Genomic DNA, 19624 nt, shown 5'->3' on the forward strand with positions numbered 1-19624 from the left:
GTTCCTCAGCCGAGCCGATCGCCGACCAGCCGGACGAAAGGGCTCCAGGCCGCCGGGCTGACAGTGAGTACCTGCCCGTCAGGGTTCTTCGAGTCACGCACGTGCACGGTGGCGAGAGCGGCGGCGACCTCCACGCATTCGCCGCCCCCGCCACTGCTGTAACTGCTCTTCGACCAAGCAGACTCGGGCACGGTCGGCTCGGCGCCCTGAAGTGTCATGCGTCTCCCCGCAGTTTCTCGACGAAGGCCAGCGACTCACTGGGAGTGAGTGCCTGCGACCTCAACAGGTTATAGCGCGCCTCCAGTTCGTGGACCTTGCGTCGGTCCGTGTAGAGACGGCTGTCGTCCTGAACCTCCGTGTAGGCGATGCGCCGCCCGTCCTCGGTCTGGATCAGGTTGAACGGGCCTCCGAGACCTGCATGATCCTTGCAGGTGGTCGGCATGACCTGGATCTCGACGTTGCGGGCCTGTCCGAGGTCGAGAAGGTGGTCGCACTGCCCGTCGAGTACCGCAGAGCCACCGACGGTCCTGTACAGGACTGCTTCCTCGATCACGAAGCTCAGCAGTGGAGCCGGGTGACGGCTCAAGACCTCCTTGCGTGCCATGCGGGCAGCGAGCCGCTGCTCGATCACGTCCTCCTCCAGCAATGGCCGCTGCCACTGGAAGACCGCCCTGGCGTAGTCCTCCGTTTGCAGCAGTCCGGGAACGAGATGTGCCGCGTAGACGCACACTCCGACAGCACCCGCCTCCAGCCTTGCCGCGTCCCGGAAGTACGACGGGTACTGGGCCCGGAGCACCTCTTCCCTCAGGGCCTTGAGCACTCCCCCGGCGTCCAAGACTTCGTCGGCCCGGTCGATGAACCGGGCCGGCGGGATGCGGCGTCCCTGCTCGAACGCCGCGATGGTCGGGGCCGCATAGCCTGTGCTGCTGCCGAACTCGGAGCGGTCCAGGCCCGCACGCGTCCGGAGCAGCTTCAACTGCCGCCCGAAGGCGGTGACGACGCCCGTCCCGCCCTCGTCGTCGGGACCGTCTCCCGCGCCTTCGTACTCACCGTTCGCCATGGCACCTCTCGTCCCCACGCAACCGCCTCTACCGGCCAACACCCGGAGGTGACGGCCCGTCACGCCGCTCACCGCACACAGGGCGCAGGGCACCGCACACAAAGGCTCATGTGCAGCGGGTCACCCCTGGTCACGCTACGCCGTCGGGCGGAACGATGAAGGCATGACCAGTGAGTTCACCTCCCCCGTTCGCCCTGGCCTCTCGGACCGCAGGAGCGACGTCCTGCGGCCCGCACGGCACTTCAGCATGCTTTTCAGCTCCACTCCGCGCGGGGTGCGGCTCGCCCGGCGCCTTGCCGGGGAATGGCTCGACACGTGGGGGCTTCCCTACGGCGGCACCGCACACGACGCGCTCACGCTGATCGTCGCGGAGCTGTGCAACAACGCCGCGTGCCATGGCCGCGTGGCCGGGCGGGACTTCCGCCTCGACCTCTCGACGGTGGGACCGGCGACCGTCCGTGTCGAGGTGACGGACACCCGTTCCGAACGCATCCCGGTCGCCCTGACCCCGCCCACCGACTCCACCCGGGGCCGCGGCCTCGTCCTGGTCAACGGCCTTGCGTCGCGCTGGGACTACCGCCGCCGCGTCGGCGCGCCCGGCAAAACGGTCTGGGCGGAGTACGACGTGAACCATCCAGAGTGACAGTTGGCTCGGGGTGCTCCAGGAGGGATTCCCCGTGCAGGCCAAGCTGGATCTCACCCCATAGCCACGCTCAGCAGGGACATTCCCGAAGCGATCAGGGTCGAGATGCCGGGAGCCCCTCCACACCTCTCGGAGAGTCTGCCGAGAAGTGATCGCGCCATCTGCTGGTCCTCCGCACGGGAGAGGTCCTGCTCGCGGAGGATCGTGAGCAGGGAACGGCACACCTCAGGATCGGTGACGTGATCCTGCCCATCCGTCAGGGCCTGCTCGAGGTTCTCCATGAGCTGAGGCCACTTCGCCACAGCGTCCTCAGCGGCGGCGACGTCAATCTGGCGTTGGTGGGAGCCGACAGCTCCCGGCTGGTTCTGAACGTTGCCCATCGATCCGGAGTTCACCACTCCGGAGTTATGGAATCCGCGCGATGCGGGATCGGCTGAGCGGCGGTTGAAGATGCTCATCAGGCGCCTCCTTCGGGCAAGGGGGAGGAGTTCATCGTCGCTGTCGGGTGGAATTCTCCGGGTCGGTTCTGCACGTCGCCCATGGCTCCGGTGTTGACGACGCCGGAGTTCTGGAGGATGTAGGTGGCTTGATTCAGGAAGGCGCTGACATCAACCCCCTTCTTCTGGAGGAAATCGAGGACGGCTCGGAAGACGCAGCGCTCCATCCACGCGACATGACGCCTGGCGTCGTCGTACTGCAGCATGTCGTCCATGCGACTACAGGAGTATGCCTCTCGCAGGCTTGCGGGGTCCTCCCTGTCTTCCTCCGGACGGGCACGGGTGAAAGGCCGGCGGAGACGACCGAGTAGCACGAACACGTCGAGAAGAGCATTGAGCGCCTCTTGAGCCTCTCGACGCGGCCCGCTGCGTCTCGCAGCCGCGAGCGCCTTCCTGAGCCGGGTGTTGACAGGGTTGACCACGTGCGGGCGCACTGTGATCCGGAGATAGTGGTGCTCGTATGCGAAACTGACGTAAAGTAGCGTGACCAGGTCTCCGTCCCAGGACACAATGCGCGTGCACAAGAGTCTGCGTGCCCGTTGAGTCTCCCGGGCCGCGCCCAACGATTGGGCACCGTCGGCAGCCAACGTCTGAAGAGAATCCCATTCGGCCTGACTGATCCGATCCCAGTCCGTCGCCGACACGGCTGCCACATCGAACGTATCGAGCCGGTTCTCAGGCTGGTAGTCCAACTGCGGGTCCAGCAACTTCTCGAGCTCTTCACCCACGTGGCGATGCAACTCGTCCGGAGTGAACGGCTCGAAACCACGGGTATTGCCGTGAACCATGTCGGCAACGCTTCGAAAAACCTGGCGAACGAGACGCTCCTCCTCTGTCTCGTTCTGCTTCACATCGGCCGGCACTGCCGGAGCCACATCGATGCCGATCGCGTGCTCCGACCAAAGCCGCCCCGCACCCACGACGGCATGGGTGGGCGACCGGTACCGGCGAAGGTTGAGACGGTAGGGAACCACACGGCCATCGCGGAATGGCGGTGAACGGTGGAGCGCCAGACGGCGCTTCCGCCCCACCCACCACCGCAGGTCCGAACCGGACCGCCGAGATGCCCACCGGCCGATCCGTACTTGACGGCGTGCACACATCCGGTCGATATAGCAGGCGGCCCACCCTCCGGCGAGGGCAGCCCCGGTGGCTGCAGTGAGGTCGAATCGGACGCCTGCGACGATAGTCCCGACCACGGCCACGCACAGCAGGAGCCGTCGAAGGTGAGTGAGTCCTTCCGCCGTCGCAGCCGTCTGAAGTACAGGAGTCAGGTGGAAGCCGTGCGGCGGCACCGGATGGCCAACCGCGATTCGGCGCCGCACCCAGCTCGCGTATTCGTGACCGAGCAGGATGCCCGGCTGATCCTTGTCAGCCGTGAGACGCCCAGCAATCTTCTTCAGCGCGGGCTTGCGCTTCACTCGCCGATGCGTGAGGACGATCCACAACACGCGCGGTGCGACACGCGCATAGCGCGAACAGATCCGGGCGACTGCAGCAACATGGTCGTGCCGCAAGTACGCAGCAGCACACAGCCAGCCGGCGACGTCGGACAGCGCATTCTCGGGAGATAGATCCTCAGTCGCGTCCCGCTGCTCGTGAGTGCCCGCCTCCTCCGGCGAGGAGGTTGGCCTCGGCATCGTGGGCGGCTTGCGGAGGCTGACTCGTGATCTCCTCTCACGCTCCGCCGCGAGCGCCTCGCCGTCGTCAATGCTCTCGAAACCGGTGCCGAGCCCCATCCCCCGCCTCTCGCAGTCCCCCGTGGCGGGCACCACGGTGCCCGCCACACGCCAGGGGAGGAAAGAGGGCAGAACACGGAAGCGGGCATTTTGCGCCACTCCGAGATTGTGACGGCCGTGCAGGCCGGGTCGAGCAGCACTCGTCTCTGTAGCCGACATCTTCGTAGATGCCAGCTACGTAGACGCCGGCTACAGAGACGTCTTCCACTGTCCAAGCCCGATCTCAGGTCGGGGTCAGCCGGGGGCCCAGATGTCCAGGGGGACGACGTCCACCGCGCGGCCGGCGGGGCTGATCAGGCGGCCCATCAGCTTGGTCTGCCGGAGCGCGATGGCACGGTCCACCAGGGTCAGTTCCGGCAGGTGCTCGGCGAGCTGTGCCTCCAGGCGCTGCACGTCGGCCACGGAACGCAGCCAGACGGTGAAGAGGAGGTTCTGCGGTCCGGTGACGGAGGCGCAGAGGCGGACCTCCGCCATGGACAGCAGGCCGCGTGCCGTCGCGGCAACCCGGTCGGCCGGGACCCTCGCCCACAGGGTGGCCGACACCGGCCACTCGGTGAGCTCGCGAGCGACCTCGCAGCGCAGTACGAGGTCGCGGGCCTCGATCAGCTGGTGGAGCCTGCGCCGCACCGTCGCCGCGCTCACGCCCGCCACTGCGGCCAGCTCCGACGCGGAGCGGCGTCCGTCGGCGGCGACGGCGGGAATCAGCGCACGGGTCACCGCGTCCGGGCGCAGGGTCGTACGGCCCACTGCGGGGCCCGGACCGGGGGCGGGGCCGGGCGCGGGCGCGGCGACCCGGAGGCGGCTCTGCTGCTGCTCGGTGAGGGCCCGCAGCCGCCATCGGCTGCCGTCGCCGAACACCTGGGTGGCCAGCTGGGCACGGGTCCCGACGACTCCCGGCAGCCGGGACATCCGGTCCAGGATGAGCCGTGACATGCCGGTGAGCCCGGGGGCGAAGACGGTGACCAGCAGGTCCCGGCCGCCCGCCATGTGCTCGACCGTGACGATCTGGGGTTCCCGCGCGAGGGCGTCGGCGACGGCCTCGACACGCCCGGCCCGGCAGTCGACCTCCACCAGCGCCACTTCGAGGCTCTTGCGCAGGAAGAGCCCGGGGTATGCGGTGATCCAGGCGCGCCCGGTGCCGCGCAGCCGCTCCCACCGGCGGGCCACGGTCACGGGATCCGCTCCGAGGACCTTGCCGAGCAGGCTCCAGGAGGCGCGGGGGGCCATCTGGAGCGCGTGGATCAGCGCTTCGTCGTGGGCGTTGAGAGGGCCGGCCGTCGGCCCGGGAGGGTGATCGGAGGTGTCCATATCCTGCATTCCGGCGTTGATTCTGCGGGATTCCTGCGATGTGCAGCTTAGACCTTCCCGTATCCGTCGCCACCCTCCACCTTTTCCTGCAACCCACGTGCTCCGGGGCACACGCCCCGGTCGGCGCGCCGCACTCCACCGACAGGGAGGGACACACCATGGCCGAAACCGGCTCGGTGTCCGCACAGGCGACAGCCGCACCGCCCGCGACGAAGGACTCGAGAACGGGGGGCGGGAACGGGCGGCGGGAGCTGCTGGCCGCCACCGTCGGCGGCGTCGTGGAGTCGTTCGACTGGACGATCTACGCCGTCCTCGCCCCGTACTTCGCCTCGGAGATGTTCCCCGGCGACGATCCGGTGGCCAAGCTGCTCGGCGCCTACCTGGGTTTCGCGGTCGGGTTCGTGGTGCGGCCCTTCGGGTCCTACGTCATCGGCCGGATCAGCGACCGGCGGGGGCGCCGCTTCGGTCTGATGCTGTCGATGATCCTCATCTCCTGTGCGTCGTTCCTGCTGGCCGCGCTGCCCACGGCAGCGCAGATCGGGGTGATGGCACCGCTCCTGCTGGTCGCGATCCGGTTGGTCCAGGGCCTGTCGATGGGCGGGGAGAACCCGAGCGTCGCCGCGTACGTCACCGAGACCGCGCCGAAGCGGCTCCGTTTCCTCTACAGCGGCATCAGCTACAGCGGCATCATCCTGGGCAACATCCTGTGCTTCGGCGTGCTGACGGTGATGCTGGCCGTGCTCGGCGAGGACGGCGTGGCGGACGGCGGCTGGCGCATCGGCTTCGTGGTGGCGGGACTCATGGGCCTGCTGTCGCTGTGGGTGCGGCGCACCGCGCAGGAGTCCGAGGAGTTCACAGCGGGGACGACGGACGCCCCGTCCGCGGTGGCGGCGGCGGAGCGGCGCGCGCTGTTCCGTACCTCGGCGCGGAACATGACCGCCGTGTTCCTCACGACGCTCGGCATCACGGTCAGCTACTACTTCGGCACCACCTACCTGCCGCAGTACGCCGAACGGCTCGGTCTCAGCTCCGGCGCGGAGGGCACGGCCGCCATGCTGGTGCCGCTCACGCTGCTGATCGTCGCGATGGCCGCGTCCGGCATCCTGGCGGACCGCGTCGGATCCACCCGGACCGTGCGCACCGGGCTGGGGCTCCTGGCCTTCTGCACCGTGCCCGTCTTCCAGGCGATGGAGGCCGAGGTGCTGCCGGTGTGGGTGGCGACGGTCCTGCACCTACTCTGCCTGGCCGCGCCGTTGGCGCTGTTCAACGTCTTCTTCGCCCGGCTGTTCCCGGTGCAGATCAGGGTGGTCGCGATGGGCCTGCCGTTCACGGCCGCCGTCGGGCTGTTCGGCGGCACGTTCCCGATGGTCGCGGAGGCACTCGCCGGCGCCGGGCACATCGCGATGGTGCCGTGGCTCGCGGCGGCGGCGTGCGCCGTCTCCTTCGCAGCGACCTTCCTCATCCGCCGCCCGGCGCACGCCTGACGGCCGGGCCCACCCGTACGAAGCGACTGGAGGCACACCATGAATCTGCGCGAGGACGCCGCCGCCGTCCAGGACGACCTGGTCCGGCTGCGGCGCGCCCTGCACCAGCACCCGGAGACCGGACTCGACCTCCCGCGCACCCAGGAGAAGGTGCTCGCCGAGATCGACGGGCTGGGCCTGGAGGTCACGACGGGACGGCGCCTCAGTTCCGTCACGGCGGTGCTGCGCGGGGCGCGGCCGGGGCCCACCGTGCTGCTGCGCGGGGACATGGACGCCCTGCCGGTCGAGGAGCGCACCGGACTGGACTACGCCTCCCGGACCGGGACCACGATGCACGCCTGCGGCCACGACCTGCACACGGCGATGCTGGCCGGGGCCGCGCGTCTGCTGGCCTCGCACCGGGACCGGCTGGCGGGCGACGTCGTCTTCATGTTCCAGCCGGGCGAGGAGGGGTTCGACGGGGCGCGGCTGATGGTCGAGGACGGTGTCCTGGACGCCTCGGGGACGCGCCCGGTCGCCGCCTACGCGGTGCACGTGCTGTCGGCGGGGCACGCCTCCGGCCGGTTCTTCACCCGCGGGGGGCCGGCGATGGCTGCGTCGAACGTGCTCACCGTGACCGTCCGGGGCGCGGGCGGGCACGGTTCGATGCCGCACCGCGCCGCCGACCCCGTGCCGGCGGCGTGCGAGATGGTGACCGCGCTGCAGACCTGGATCAGCCGCACCTTCGACGTCTTCGACCCGGTCGTGCTCACCGTCGGCAGCTTCCACGCGGGCACCAAGCAGAACGTGATTCCGGAATCCGCCACCTTCGAGGCGACGGTCCGCTCGTTCTCCCCCGCCACGCAGGCCCGGCTGAAGGACGGCACGGTCGAGCTGTGCCGAGGCATCGCCGCGGGTCACGGGCTGCGGGTGGACGCGGAGTTCACCGAGCTCTACCCCGTGACCGTCAACGACGCGCGGGAGGCGGCGTTCGTCGAGCGGACCGTCGCCGAGCTGCACGGCGAGGAGCGTTTCGAGCCGATGGCGCACCCGCTGGCCGGGGCCGAGGACTTCTCGCGGGTCCTGGACGAGGTGCCGGGGGCGATGACGATGCTCGGTGCCCCGCCCGCAGGGGCCGACCCGGAGTCCTCCGCGAACAACCACTCGCCGCACGCCGCGTTCGACGACGCGGTGCTGGCGGACGGTGCGGCGCTCTACGCGCGGCTGGCCCTGGACCGTACGGCCGCGGGAGTCTGACGCGGCGCGCCGTACGTCCGCGCCCGCGCCCGGGGCGTGCGCGGTCGTGTGGGAACGGCCGTCAGGTTGCCGTTCCCACACGAGTGGGGCGCGTTGGCCCCGGGCAGGTCGGTGAGGGTCAGGCGCAGGGTCCGAGGTCCTCCCAGACGCCCCACTCGCCGGTGGTGCCGGGTTCCTCGCCCTTGACCCACCATTTGGCGCGCCAGGTGTGGCCCTCCCAGGTGACGCGGTCGTCGCCGAGGTAGGTGGCCGTGGGGTTCCAGGCGGGCGCGGTGCAGTCGCCCGGGTCCGGGTCACCGGGGTCTCCCGGGTCGCCGCCGCCACCGATGTTGACGTCGATGCAGGCGTAGAAGGCGTTGGCCGTGTCGGCGATGTTCCAGACGGCGAGGACCTTCTGCTGCCCGGAGATTCCGCCGAAGTCGACCCGGTGGGTGACGGTGGCGCCGGGCTGCGCGCCGCCGTCGTTGAACTCGGCGATCTTCTGCCCGCCGACGAAGTACTGCCAGGTGCTGGTGGCGTGGCGGGCGGTCAGGGTCCACGAGAAGTGCGTCGAGCTGCTGACCGGGGTGACGCGCCAGCCCTTGCCGTCGTCGTCGAGTTCGGCGAACTGCTGGTTCCCGCCGCTGCAGCTGCGCAGGCCCTTGGGTCCCTCGACGCTCTGCGGCTCGTACTTGATCTGGCCGCACTCGACGTCGCCTGCCGCGCACTGGGCCTGGCGGCTGGGGGGCGTGGAGACGTAGCCGTGCGCGCTGGCCGTCTGGGCGGGGAGGCTCACCGCGAGCAGGGGTGCGATGCCCGCACCGATCACGGCCGCCAGTCTTCGCTTCGGGTTCATGCCGACTCCTTCGCTGTCGAGGACGCACAGGCCAGGGGGTGGGGGCGAAGCGGGTCCGCAGGAGCAGCCAAAGGAACAGACCAACCTCGCCGCTGGTCTAGACCTTAATGATTGTCCGGGGCCCGTCAAGAGGTACGGCGCGGATCGCGGAAGCCCCGGAATAGACCCCGGTCCTCGGACGTTGGCGTCCGCATGACGTTCTCCGTGCCGGTCACCGTGCGTGGCTACGAACTCGACACCCAGGGGCACCTCAACCAGGCCGTCTACCTCCAGTACGCCGAGCACGCACGGTGGGAACTGCTGCGGGCGGCCGGGCTGCCGCAGGACAAGCTCCTGGCGGACGGGGTCGGGCCGGTGGCGCTGGAGACCACGCTGAAGTTCCGGCGTGAGCTCTGCGGCGGCGACGACGTGCGGGTCACCTGCGGGTTCGAGTTCACCCGGAGCCGGACGTTCCGCATCCGGCAGGAGATCCTGACCGTGGACGGCGCCGTGGCCGCGGAGGTGACGGCCCTCGCCGGCATCCTCGACCTCGCCACGCGCAAGCTCGTCCCCGACCCGGCCGAACGGCTGCGGTCGCTGGCCGACCAGGCCGACCTGCTGGGCTGAACGCGCCCCGGACGCGCCGCGGGACACACAGTCGCGCGCCGGAGGGTGGGGCGGCTGGACCCGGGGGGCGGCGGCACGGCCATACTGTCTCCCGTGGAGCAACGACCTGAATCCCCCGAACCGGCCGTGCTCAGCGCCGGCACGGACCCGACGCACATCCCCGGCCTGCCCGGACCGGCCACCGCGGCGGCGGAGCGGCAGCAGTCCCCCGACGCGTCGGTGGCGGAGGCTGAGCCCGCCACCGACGGCGGACCGGACGACGAGCCGCAGGCGCAGGAGCCGCCCCGGACCGGCGACTCCCCCGGCGCGGCCCTCGACGAGGCCGAGGCGGACGACGAGGCGGGCGACGAGGCCGAGGCCGACGGCGAGACCGCGGACGCCGACGAACCGGCGGAACGCGACCCGCACGACGACGAAGAGCCGCCGGAAGGGCCCGCGTTCGAGGTGCGGGACCACCGGGGGGCGATCCTCGCGGACGGGCGCGGCGTGGTGTTCCGGCTGGACGACACCGAGGCGCGTTTCCGGTGGTCCGACATCGGCTCCGTCGAGATCGGCGCCTCCCGTTTCGCGAAGCGCTTCGAGGTCGCCGTCGGCACGCGGGACCCGCACCGCCGCTTCGACGCCGAGGTCATCGCGCCGACCCGCAAGACCCTCCAGCAGTGGACAGAGGACCTGGACGCCGTCCTCGACGCCTGGTTCGACGACGACCCGAAGTAGCCGGGTCCGCCGCCCGGCACAGCGGAGCCGCACACCGGGAACGAGATCACTCCGTTCCCGGTGGTGTAGGCTTCCCACGCCTGTCTCTGCTTCCTCCGGCACCTCACCGACGCGATGTTCGCGCAGGTCACGGCGGGGGCGGCGACTTCTTCTAGTGCTTCAGATCGAGAGGCACACAGCGCGGAGCCGATGCGGCCCCGTGCGAGGCCGGGGCACCTCCCGTGGATCTTTCGGGACGCCGTGGCCGGGTGTGTCTTCTCCCGCGCTGTCTGCTTGTCCGGACAGTTGAACGGGAGAGGACCCCGCCGTGATCAGTACACCGGTTCCGCCGGCCGCCCGCACGCGGCGCCGCCCCCGGCCCTGCCCGTTGCCCGGCTCCGCAAGCCACGGGGGGCGGCCCGTGCCCGCCTGAGCGGCACGGGAGGTCGAGCTGCCCGGCACCGGCGACGGTCGTCACTACGCCGTGACAGGTCCCCACCCCCGGCGCACCTCTCTGCCGCAGCACCGGCCTTCCTCAGCCCTGTCACGCGCCCTTCAGCCAGCCCTTCCGCGCGCCCGCACGTCCGGGGCGGCGCGACACGCCCCCCGGCCGCAGACGGGCCGGTCCCCGGCGCCACCGCCACGCACCGGAGTCGTCTCCGGTCACCACCCCCGAGGGATCAGGAAATGAGCACGATCGACCCCGCCGACCGCGAGGTGACCTCACCGGCGCGGGTGCCGGCCGACGGCGAGGCCGAATGCGGCCTCACCGTGGCCGAGTTGGAGGCGGAGATCGACCGGCTGCGCACCGAGGTGACGCAGTTGCGGCACGCGATGGCGAGCCGCAGCGTCATCGACCAGGCACGAGGCATGGTGATGGTGATGGCCCGCTGCCCTCCACAAGTCGCCTGGGAGGTCCTGGTGGAGGTCTCGCAGCACACCAACACCAAATTGCGCGACGTCGCCATGGCGCTGGTCGCCACCGCACAGGGCCGCACCAGGCTGCCCCAGCCGCTCGGCGCGGAACTCGCCGCCGCGCTGCGCCGCCGGAGGTGAGCCGGAGCGGACGAACGGGCCGGCGCGGCGGGCCCATGCCGTGGTGGCGCAGGGCCGTGGTGACGCGACCGGTCAGGGCAGAGGGGCGCCGCGGGCGGCGAGCCACAGGTCGTACCACTCCTGGTGGTCGAGGCGGGGCGCGCCCAACGCCGCGTCACGGCAGGCACGGATGCGCTCCGGGCGGGTGGAGCCAACGACCGGGACGACGGCCGCGGGGTGGCGTTGCAGCCACCACAGCAGCACCGTCTCGGGCGTGGTGCCCTTGTCCTGGGCCAGCCGCCGGACGAGCGCGGCGGTCTGCCGGTCCTCCGGGGTGACCGGGCGGCCGGTGTACCGGCCCTGGGCGAGGGAACCCCAGGCCTGCAGCGCGACCCCGTGGGCCCGGCAGTGCTCAAGGGTCCCGTGCGGGAAGCCGTTGCCGGCGGCCTCTGCGGTGTTGACCACGACGCCGGACTCCAGCCAGTCCCGGTGGTGCAGGCTCATCTCCAGCTGGTTCACCTCCAGCGGGAAGGGCAGCGACGCCTGGAGGTGGGCGATCTGCGGGCCGCTCATGTTCGAGACGCCGAAGCGGCGCACCAGCCCCTGCCGGTGCAGCGAGGTGAGCGCCTCCGCGACGTCGTCGGGGTCGGCGAGCGGGTCGGGTCGGTGCAGCAGCAGGACGTCGACGACGTCGGTGCGCAGCCGGGTCAGGCTCTCCTCGACGCGACGCACGACGGACGCGCCCCGCAGGTCGTAGTGGCCCGGACGGTCGCCGTCGGGGAGACGGATGCCGCACTTGGTCTGCAGGGTGAGGCGTTCGCGCAGGCCGGGGCTGCGGGCGAGGACCTCGCCGAAGACGGCCTCCGCCTTGCCGTGCCGGTAGATGTCGGCGTGGTCGAAGGTCGTGATGCCGCTGTCGAGCGCGGCCGCGACCGCCGCCTCCGCGGCGTCGACGTCGACCGGACCGTACGGTTCCGGCTGCCAGCTGCCGCCGAGACCCATGCATCCGTAGACGAGTCCGTTGCCTGCGCGGGGTCGAGTGGTCACCGGACCACCTTCGCACGGCGCCTCCGGCACGGGCTCCGGCGCCCCCGGACGCCCCCGGGCCTCCGCCCGCGCCTCGAACGATGTCCTGTTTCGAGGAGGCCGGCCGCTGCACGCCGGTCGTACCGCGACGAAGGGGCAGCCCGGGCACGTCCGGTCGCCGTGGCGCTCGGCAACGCCTCGCTGCTGGGCGTCGGTCACCTCCTACGTGAGCGATGTCGGACCGCCGTCGCAGCAGGACGTCGACGCGTCCACGTCCGACGTGCGCCACGTTCGACCCGCTGACCAGCCGCCGGCCGGGGGGCGGGGGGTCAGCCCGCCGGCCGGATCCGGAGCACGGTGCTCCCGTCGCGGATGCCGTGGCGGCGCAGCCGCCGTTGCTGGAGAAGCCGGAGCGCGTGAGCGTGGTCATTATCCGCACGTCCTCGTCGCCGACAGCCGTCACCCGGAGCATGCCGAGGCCGAAGCGGTCCGGGAGCGGCAGCGTGACGGGACCGGGCACCTCGATCTCGCAGCTGCCGTCCGCGCAGGCCCGCAGATCCTCGCCGTCGGCGGCAGCCGGCAGCCGCGGCGGCACGGACGTGGACCGGGACGGGAACGGGCTCGCCGAGGGGGTGGACGCGGCGGAGCCGGAAGGGGAGGCGTCCTTCGCCCCGGCCTCCCCCGGCGCGCGGCGGGTCAGCCGCGGGCGGCCGCTTCGACGCGGTCCGCGGCCTGGGCCGGGCCGTCGACGGCGTGCATCTCCCGCTGCAGCGCACGGACACCGGCGAGCACGCTCTCGTCGGCGACGAGCCGCTCGGCCTCGGTGCGCAGCCGCTCGGGCGTGACCTCGTCCTGCGGCAGGTGCGCCCCGAGGCCGAGTTCCGCCAGCCGCTCGGCGATGAAGTGCTGTTCGGGCGTGTAGGGCACGGCGACCACGGGCGTGCCCAGGTACATCGCCTCCATCACGCTGTTGGTCCCACCGTGGGAGACGAAGACGTCGGCGCGGCGCAGGACCGACAGCTGGGGCACCCAGCTCATCAGCCGCACATTGTCGGGCACCGACCCGAGTTCGTCCCGGTCGACATGGTCGGCGGCCGCGACCACCACGTGCCAGTCGGTCCCGGCGAACGCCTCGATGTAGGTGCGCAGGATCGCCGCCTGGCCGTCGATCTGCATGCTGCCCCTGCTGACCAGGGCGACCGGTCGGCCCGGCTCCGGCTCTTCCCAGTCGGGCTCGTCGTCGCGGCTGCCCACGGAGGGGCCGACGAACGCGAACCGTTCGTCGAAGGTCTCGTGCGCGGGCTGGAAGGAACGCGGAAGGAACACCAGGTTCGACTCGTCGGCGGGCGCGTTGAACTCCTCCAGGGTCACGTGTGCCAGGCCGTGGTCCTTCAGCAACTGTCCCTGCTTGACGAAGAAGTCGATCAGCGCGGGATGGTGCGGATCGATCTCGTCGGCGAACAGCGACCCGATCTGCTGGGTGAGCGAGTACGTGTCGTTGGACGCCAGGGTCCCGAACATCTCGATCGCCGGGCGCTTCCACTTGCGAGCCAGCACCCGGCCCGCGGCGAACGTGCTGACGTCGTACAGCAGCACGTCGGGGATGTCGTCGCCGAACCCCTCCTCGAGCACGGGGACGGTGGCGATGCCCTCGTCGATCGACCGGACGGGCTCGTGGACCATGTACTCGGCGTCCATCGTGTCCGGCAGCTTCCGGGACGTCAGCCACGACTCGTAGCACAGGGCCCGGGCTCCCGCGGCGGTCACCTTCTCCTCGAACCTGCGGGTGGTCGCGAAGGTCACGCGGTGCCCGCGCCGTACGAGCTCCTCGACGATGGGGAGCGTCGGGCTGACGTGTCCGAACTCGGGAAGCGGCATGAAAGCCACGTGGTACGCCGACATGGCCGCAGCATGCCAGCGCACGCACCGGCCGGGCGTCGCTCCGGATGATGTCTGAGGACTTCATCAGTCCGCCCCTGCGCCACCGCTCCGGGCCGTGCGTCGAGAGCACCGAGGAGTACGCACCCGCCGGACGGAATGGCCGTGCGCCGACGCCCCGCTCCGGAGCAGAATCGGGACCATGGCGGACATGCGAGCGTTCCGGGACGCGGTTACCGACTGGGCGGCGGGCGGCGCCGACGAACCCGCACACACACTGGCCGCGCGGCTGGAGGTGCGGACCGCAGTGCTGCTGGAGGGGCCGAGCGACCTCGCGGCCGTGGAGACGCTGGCCGCGCTCCGCAGCCGCGACCTGGCGGGCGAGGGCGTGTGCGTCATCCCGATGGGCGGGGCGATGAGCGTCGGCCGCTACGCCGGCCTCCTCGGGCGTACCGGGCTGGGGCTGCGGCTGACCGGCCTGTGCGACGAGCGGGAGCGGGGCTACTACGACCGGGCTCTGGACCGGGCCCGCGCGCCGCGCGACGGGATCTTCGTGTGCGTCCGGGACCTGGAGGAGGAACTGATCCGCGCGCTGGGCGTGGCGAGGGTCGAGGAGATCGTGGAGGACGAGGGCGACCTGCGGGCCTGGCGGACCTTCGTCCGCCAGCCCGCCCAGCGCAGCGAGTCGCCCGAGCAGCAGATGCGGCGCTTCCTGGGCACGAAGAAGGGCCGCAAGATCCGCTACGGCACGCTCCTGGTCGGAGCCCTCGACGGCCGCCGGACTCCCGCGCCCCTCGACGGCCTCCTGGCGAGTCTGTGACGTCGGCATTGGCCAGGGCGTCGATGACGCCGTGGGTTCGCTGCCGCGTTGATGTGGGGGGGACGACCCCGGGCAGCGAGGGCGACGCCCACCGCAGCCGCCCCGCCGGATCGGCGATGACCTGCACGTTCAGCCCGCGCTTCGTATGTTGACCGTGCCGCACGTGGGCCAAGACCGGCAGAACCTGTCCCCCCTCAGTCAGCTTCGCCACCGCTCGCCCTGTTCGCGGCGATGTGCGGCCAGGTCGCGGGCGAGGAAGCGCAGGGTCGAGGTGGACAGATCGGCGCCGGCTGGGTGGACAACCACGCGGAAGCTCCTGGCAGGACGACTGGAATCCGACACCCCCCGTCTACCAGGAACGTTCTCTACGCCCGCTGGGCTAGCACAGAAGTCACGCGGAAGCGGCAGGGACGGGCGGACGAGAAAACGGACCCCGTTCGTGGTCACGAACGGGGCCTGAGACAAGATCGCCGGTGCGTCGGTCACGCCGCTGGCCGCGATCTTGATCGACTGACCGCGACATCGCAGGACAGGCGACCGGAAAAGTGGTGTCCGAGGGGGGACTTGAACCCCCACGCCCGATAAAGGGCACTAGCACCTCAAGCTAGCGCGTCTGCCATTCCGCCACCCGGACAGGGTGTCCCGCACGGCGTGCGCCGCGCTGACGGGACACACCATACCAAGGATCCGCGGTGCTCCTCACCTGGGTAAACCGGGACGGAGGAGAGCCCCGGGCGGGGCCCTCCTCCGTGGTTCACGGGTTCGGCGTCAGCGGTGGCTCTTCATGAGCTGCCCGCGCACGGCACCGGCCGGGAAGCGGTCGTTGTGGACGTTGACGTAGAAGAAGAACGGGTCCTTCTTGATGCCCTCAAGCTCCCAGAAGGTCAGGACGCGGGCGGCGTTGTTCGGGTTCTGCCAGCTGCGGGCGCGGATGCAGTCCGAGACGGCGCCGTTGCGCGGCGGGGTCTTGAGGGTGACGGCGATCGGACCGGCCTCGCCGCGGGGGCCGAAGTGGATGTGGGCGGCGGTCGGGGTGGCGACACGGCGGACGCTCAGCTTGTAGCAGAAGGTGCCGTTCTCGATCTTGTAGCGGAAGCGGCCTTCGCCGTTCCCGTCGCCGGGGCCGGGCACCTCCTGCTCGCCGTCGAGGTGGGCCCAGCCGGTGACCTTGTGCTTGCCGCCGCCCATCGCGTCGGCGCCGGCCGGCGCGGCCACGGTGGTGAGCAGGACCGAGGCGCCCAGGGCGGCCGCCGCAGCGAGGGATACAACGCGCATGTCGATGCTCCTGTGTGATCGGAGGGGTGATGCCCCCACGACGCTAAGTGAGCATCGGATATACCGCACCAACAGGGCGCATTCGTGTGTTTACCGGGTCGATATGGACGTGTCCCCCCGTGCGGCGTAGTGCACGGGAGGACGGGTCCGGCCGTCCGGGTGGCGTGCGGCGCTCAACCGCAGTCCCCGCGGGAGCACGGGGAACGGAGGTGGCGGCTGGAGCGCCGTACCGTGCTGAGCGAGCCGGCCGGGTTGGCGACGGGGCCGGTGGCGTCGTCCAGCCGCGTGGGGCCGTGTTCGCGGCGCGGGTCCAGGACGCAGCGGGCGCCGGTCTCGACGGTGGCCGTCAGGCCGTGGCGGGCGAGCAGCCGGGCGACGGTGGCGGTGCGGGCGGGGAGGTCCGGGGGCGAGGGGGTCGAGGTGCATGTAGTCGAGCGTCAGGCCGACGCCGTCGCAGCCGAGGTCGGCGAGCAGTGCGAGGGCCTCGGGGAAGAGGGCCCGAAGGGTGTCCGAGAGCACTTCCACCCCAGGGAGCCAAGGGGTCAGGCTGGCCCGTACACGTCAGGAACCGTAGCCACCTTCCGCCCGGCTGGGAAGACCATGACGACGGAAATCACCCGTCTTCATGGCCGCCTCGCCGACCGCCCCTCACGCGCCGAGGAGCTGTTCCCCCTCGTCGCGGAGCTGACCCGGCTCTCCGGCGGTCCGCCGCCGATATCGGACGGGTTCGTCCGCGGCTGGGTGCGGGGCCGGTCCTCGGTGCGCCGCCGCGACGCCCGGGACACGCTGACGGCCCGCCTGCGCCTCGACCCGTTCCTCACCGCGCTGGTGCCCCGGCTGTTCGAGGCGCAGGACGCGGGCGCCGTACTGGCGCAGTTCGGATGGTCCGAGCCGCTCGCCGCGCTGGCGGGTGAGGGCGTGCTCGACCGTGCGGCCCTGCTGGACGGTGCGGTGGCCCGCCTGCTGCGCGGGGACCGGCCGGGGAACCTGCGGTTCTTTCGCGACCTGCTCACCGCGCTGGCCCCGGGCGACGACGAACTGGCCGCGCGCGAACGGGACTGGGTGCGGCTCGCGGCCGACGCGCCGACCGCCATGGCGGACGACGCGCAGCGGACGCTGCGCCGGCTGTGGGAAGCCCGGCGGCTGGCGGCGGAGTCGCTGGCGGAGGCGTCCCGAGGGGTGCTCTTCCGCAGCGAACGGAGGCTGGTGTGCGCACAGTTGGTGCTGCTGGGCAAGGCGATGAGCCGTGACCCGAAGGCCGTATCCGTGCTGCTCCCCGTCACCACCGAGGCGTTCGGCCACCCGGACGCCGAGGTCCAGGAGCGGGCGCTGGGGCTGGCCGCCCGGCACTGGCGGAAGACGGACCCCGCGGCACGGTCCGAGATGGCGTCCGCCGCCGCGCTGCTGGGCCCCTCGCTCCGCCGCCGCGCCGCCGAGCAGTTCGGCGGGGTCGCGGAGGTACCGGAGGAGGAACCGCACGAGGAGCTGCTGCCGCCCGCGCCGGAACCCGCGCGCGGCCCCCGCGCCGGAGACGGTGGACGAACTGGTCGAGGAGGTCGCGGCGGCGTCGAACCGCGGCTGGACGCCGGCCGGCGTCCCCGCGTTCGAGCGCGTGCTGGACGGCCTCGTCCGGCACGCCCACCGGGACCGGGCGGGGCTGGCTGAGGCGCTGCGCCCGGTCTGGGCGAGGCAGCGCCTCGCCCGCGAACGGCTGCTGCGGCATTCCGGGAGCTGGGGCGTCGCGGAGGCGGTCGCCGCGGTGGTCAGCGAACTCTCCCCCAGGGACCTGCGCAAACCCGCCACGGGAGCGGGGCACTACGACGCCCCCACCGCGGTACGGGCCGTGCGGGTGCGCGAGGCCGCCGCCGGCATCCTCGCGGGAGGGATACCGATGCTGCTGGCCGCTCCCGACGGGGAGAGCGGCGTCGTGGAACCGGACATTCTGCTGGAGCGGCTGCGGACATACCGGCGGCTCGGCCTGCGGCCGGGCGCCGCGGACTTCGACCAGGCCCTGCTGCGGGTGCGTCCGGACGCCCGGTGGGCGCCCGCCGGCGAGCTGGGCGGGCGGGCCGGCAGACGGCTGGCCGCCTGGCTGGCGAACGGCGGACTCCCCGCACCGGTGAGCGCACGTGTCGACGAGCCGGAGCGGGTGCACCGGCGCAACACGTGGTACACGGAGGTGAGTCCGCGCCGCATCCTCGTCCGGGACGAGGGCCTGCCGACCGGGCGCGGCGACGGTTTCCACGCGGTCTTCGACCGGATCGGCGCCGCAACCCCCTCGGCCACGGGCCGCTACGGGCACGGGGCGGAGTCGGCTGCGTGGCTCGGCGTCCTGCCGTGGCACCGTGAAGCCGTCGCCGCCCGGCGGCTCGCCACGCTGGCCGCATGCGCCGACAGCGGCGCCCGTACGACCGCCCGGGACCTGCCGGCCCTCGCCGAGGCGGAGGCGGCCCCCGAGGGCACGGCAGGGCTCGCGCTGCACCTCGCGCTGGCGTACGGCCTGGGCGCTGGGCATGCGGAGGACCGCCTCGCGGCGGTGGACGCACTGCTCGTCCTGGCCGCACGGCGGCAGTTGAACCCGGAGACGCTGGGCGGCGAGCTCGGCACGCTGGTCGGGATCGGGTCGGTTAAGGGCAACCGGCTGACGTCGGCGCTGCGTTCGCTGGCGGCGACGGGCGCGTACCGCACGGCGTGGTCGGTGCTGCGGCCCGTGCTGCCGGTGGTGCTGGCGGGCGAGGTGCCGCACCGCAACGCGGGCGAACTGCTGGGGCTGGCGGCGGACTGCGCCGAGCGCCGTCGTCCGGCGGGCGACACCGTGGTGGGGCTGGACGCCGTCGCCTCCGCCGGCGGGTCGTCGCGCCGGGTGCGGGAGGCGCGTCGCCTGCGGGACGCGCTCCGGCCGAGACAGTCGGGGGAGCCGGGGGAGGTGGTGGCCGTCGCGTGACGCGGTGGCCCGGGCGGGGCGCCCGGGGCGGCTCAGGTGCGGCCGGTGTCCTCCTGGGCCTCCTCCAGAGCCTCCGAGGGCGGCATCCAGTCGGCGAGGACGACGGTGAACCCGGCGCGGCGGTACGCGTCGCAGACCAGCCGGTCGTCGTCGACGACGATCTCGACGCTGCGGCGGCGCGCCACCCGCTGGAGAAGCCGCGGTTTGGTGATGCGGGCCGGGCGGCGGTCGGTGTCGTCGCGCATCCACAGCTCGCCGGCGGGCAGCCCCTGCGCGGCGAGCCAGTCCTCGGTGTCCCGGCGGCAGCGCTCGGGCCGGCCGGTGACATAGCCGAGGTCGCAGCGCTCGGCCCAGTCCCGGGCGAGCGCGATGCCGTCGGACAGCGGAGGGTCGTCCACGGCGGCGCGGAAGAAGGCGTCCCAGTCGCGCGGCGCGGAGGCGACGTGGTGCAGCCGGTGCCGGGTGTCGGAAAGGGTGCCGTCCAGGTCGAACACCGCGAGCGGCCGCTTCTCCGTCATCGGGCCAGCCTAGTCGCCGCCCCG

18 protein-coding genes, 1 tRNA gene and 2 pseudogenes are annotated in these 19624 nt (G+C 72.1%); 8 read left to right on the forward strand and 13 right to left on the reverse strand.

Translation table 11 applies throughout. The features are described from left to right. Positions 1-5: 5 nt before the first annotated feature. Both E4198_RS02200 and E4198_RS02205 read right to left on the reverse strand, forming a co-directional pair. A complete protein-coding gene (locus tag E4198_RS02200) occupies positions 6-218 on the reverse strand; it encodes a DUF397 domain-containing protein (protein ID WP_136181631.1) in 213 nt (70 codons plus the stop codon). Continuing rightward, positions 215-1060, reverse strand: a complete 846-nt coding sequence (locus E4198_RS02205) for a helix-turn-helix transcriptional regulator (RefSeq protein ID WP_136181632.1) — start codon at positions 1058-1060, stop codon at positions 215-217. The genes E4198_RS02200 and E4198_RS02205 overlap by 4 nt, the downstream gene beginning before the upstream one ends. A gap of 163 nt (positions 1061-1223) precedes the next feature. On the opposite strand from E4198_RS02205, the gene E4198_RS02210 reads away from it, so the two are divergent. Then, a complete protein-coding gene (locus E4198_RS02210; RefSeq protein WP_247597515.1) occupies positions 1224-1703 on the forward strand; it encodes an ATP-binding protein in 480 nt (159 codons plus the stop codon). A 53-nt stretch (positions 1704-1756) separates the two neighbouring features. Here the strand turns inward: E4198_RS02210 and E4198_RS02215 are convergent, their stop codons facing one another. The 3 genes from E4198_RS02215 to E4198_RS02225 form a co-directional block, all read right to left on the reverse strand. Continuing rightward, complete coding sequence (locus E4198_RS02215; protein ID WP_136181633.1) at positions 1757-2161, reverse strand: hypothetical protein; 405 nt, start codon at positions 2159-2161, stop codon at positions 1757-1759. Further along, positions 2161-4038 (reverse strand): hypothetical protein, encoded by a 1878-nt coding sequence (locus E4198_RS02220; protein WP_136181634.1) that lies wholly within the window; start codon positions 4036-4038, stop codon positions 2161-2163. The genes E4198_RS02215 and E4198_RS02220 overlap by 1 nt, the downstream gene beginning before the upstream one ends. Before the next feature lie 135 nt (positions 4039-4173). Further along, entirely contained in the window at positions 4174-5247 is a 1074-nt protein-coding gene (locus tag E4198_RS02225; protein WP_168711352.1) for an Lrp/AsnC family transcriptional regulator, read from the reverse strand. Between the two features lie 158 nt (positions 5248-5405). Here E4198_RS02225 and E4198_RS02230 point away from each other — a divergent pair, with 158 nt between their 5' ends. Together E4198_RS02230 and E4198_RS02235 are read left to right on the forward strand one after the other, a co-directional pair. Continuing rightward, a complete protein-coding gene (locus tag E4198_RS02230; protein WP_136181636.1) occupies positions 5406-6731 on the forward strand; it encodes an MFS transporter in 1326 nt (441 codons plus the stop codon). 39 nt (positions 6732-6770) lie between these two features. Further along, complete coding sequence (locus E4198_RS02235; RefSeq protein WP_136181637.1) at positions 6771-7967, forward strand: M20 family metallopeptidase; 1197 nt, start codon at positions 6771-6773, stop codon at positions 7965-7967. A gap of 118 nt (positions 7968-8085) precedes the next feature. Here the strand turns inward: E4198_RS02235 and E4198_RS02240 are convergent, their stop codons facing one another. Beyond that, positions 8086-8802, reverse strand: coding sequence for a lytic polysaccharide monooxygenase (locus E4198_RS02240; protein ID WP_136181638.1), 717 nt, complete (start codon positions 8800-8802; stop codon positions 8086-8088). Between the two features lie 192 nt (positions 8803-8994). Here E4198_RS02240 and E4198_RS02245 point away from each other — a divergent pair, with 192 nt between their 5' ends. The 3 genes from E4198_RS02245 (at position 8995) to E4198_RS02255 (ending at position 11160) form a co-directional block, all read left to right on the forward strand. Beyond that, positions 8995-9408 carry a thioesterase family protein gene (locus E4198_RS02245; protein WP_136181639.1) on the forward strand — a complete coding sequence of 138 codons (414 nt, stop codon included), beginning with the start codon at positions 8995-8997 and terminating at the stop codon, positions 9406-9408. 93 nt (positions 9409-9501) lie between these two features. Further along, positions 9502-10125 (forward strand): hypothetical protein, encoded by a 624-nt coding sequence (locus E4198_RS02250; protein WP_136181640.1) that lies wholly within the window; start codon positions 9502-9504, stop codon positions 10123-10125. 666 nt (positions 10126-10791) lie between these two features. Continuing rightward, positions 10792-11160 carry an ANTAR domain-containing protein gene (locus tag E4198_RS02255; RefSeq protein ID WP_136181641.1) on the forward strand — a complete coding sequence of 123 codons (369 nt, stop codon included), beginning with the start codon at positions 10792-10794 and terminating at the stop codon, positions 11158-11160. Positions 11161-11232: 72 nt separating this feature from the next. Here E4198_RS02255 and E4198_RS02260 read toward each other — a convergent pair whose 3' ends face one another. Both E4198_RS02260 and E4198_RS02265 read right to left on the reverse strand, forming a co-directional pair. Continuing rightward, positions 11233-12186 carry an aldo/keto reductase gene (locus tag E4198_RS02260; RefSeq protein WP_247597516.1) on the reverse strand — a complete coding sequence of 318 codons (954 nt, stop codon included), beginning with the start codon at positions 12184-12186 and terminating at the stop codon, positions 11233-11235. A gap of 675 nt (positions 12187-12861) precedes the next feature. Continuing rightward, positions 12862-14067, reverse strand: a complete 1206-nt coding sequence (locus tag E4198_RS02265) for a macrolide family glycosyltransferase (protein ID WP_136181642.1) — start codon at positions 14065-14067, stop codon at positions 12862-12864. Between the two features lie 178 nt (positions 14068-14245). Between E4198_RS02265 and E4198_RS02270 the strand changes: the two genes are divergently transcribed. Continuing rightward, positions 14246-14863 carry a TOPRIM nucleotidyl transferase/hydrolase domain-containing protein gene (locus E4198_RS02270; RefSeq protein ID WP_136181643.1) on the forward strand — a complete coding sequence of 206 codons (618 nt, stop codon included), beginning with the start codon at positions 14246-14248 and terminating at the stop codon, positions 14861-14863. A gap of 61 nt (positions 14864-14924) precedes the next feature. On the opposite strand, the pseudogene E4198_RS02275 reads toward E4198_RS02270, so the two are convergent. From E4198_RS02275 to E4198_RS25255, 4 genes and pseudogenes are all read right to left on the reverse strand, one after another. Beyond that, positions 14925-15017, reverse strand: a pseudogene (locus E4198_RS02275) (IS5/IS1182 family transposase); the annotation flags it as partial. A 392-nt stretch (positions 15018-15409) separates the two neighbouring features. Beyond that, positions 15410-15497 (reverse strand) — tRNA-Leu (locus E4198_RS02280). Between the two features lie 134 nt (positions 15498-15631). Further along, positions 15632-16138, reverse strand: coding sequence for a CHRD domain-containing protein (locus E4198_RS02285; RefSeq protein WP_136181644.1), 507 nt, complete (start codon positions 16136-16138; stop codon positions 15632-15634). Between the two features lie 275 nt (positions 16139-16413). Further along, positions 16414-16684 (reverse strand): annotated as a pseudogene (locus tag E4198_RS25255) (sugar phosphate isomerase/epimerase); the annotation flags it as partial. A 54-nt stretch (positions 16685-16738) separates the two neighbouring features. On the opposite strand from E4198_RS25255, the gene E4198_RS25260 reads away from it, so the two are divergent. After that, positions 16739-17803 carry a DUF6493 family protein gene (locus E4198_RS25260; protein ID WP_247597517.1) on the forward strand — a complete coding sequence of 355 codons (1065 nt, stop codon included), beginning with the start codon at positions 16739-16741 and terminating at the stop codon, positions 17801-17803. A 1311-nt stretch (positions 17804-19114) separates the two neighbouring features. Here E4198_RS25260 and E4198_RS02300 read toward each other — a convergent pair. Further along, positions 19115-19600 carry a hypothetical protein gene (locus E4198_RS02300; protein ID WP_210732766.1) on the reverse strand — a complete coding sequence of 162 codons (486 nt, stop codon included), beginning with the start codon at positions 19598-19600 and terminating at the stop codon, positions 19115-19117. Positions 19601-19624 lie beyond the last annotated feature (24 nt).

The organism is Streptomyces sp. RKND-216 (assembly GCF_004795255.1).
Classification (GTDB): domain Bacteria; phylum Actinomycetota; class Actinomycetes; order Streptomycetales; family Streptomycetaceae; genus Streptomyces; species Streptomyces hazeniae.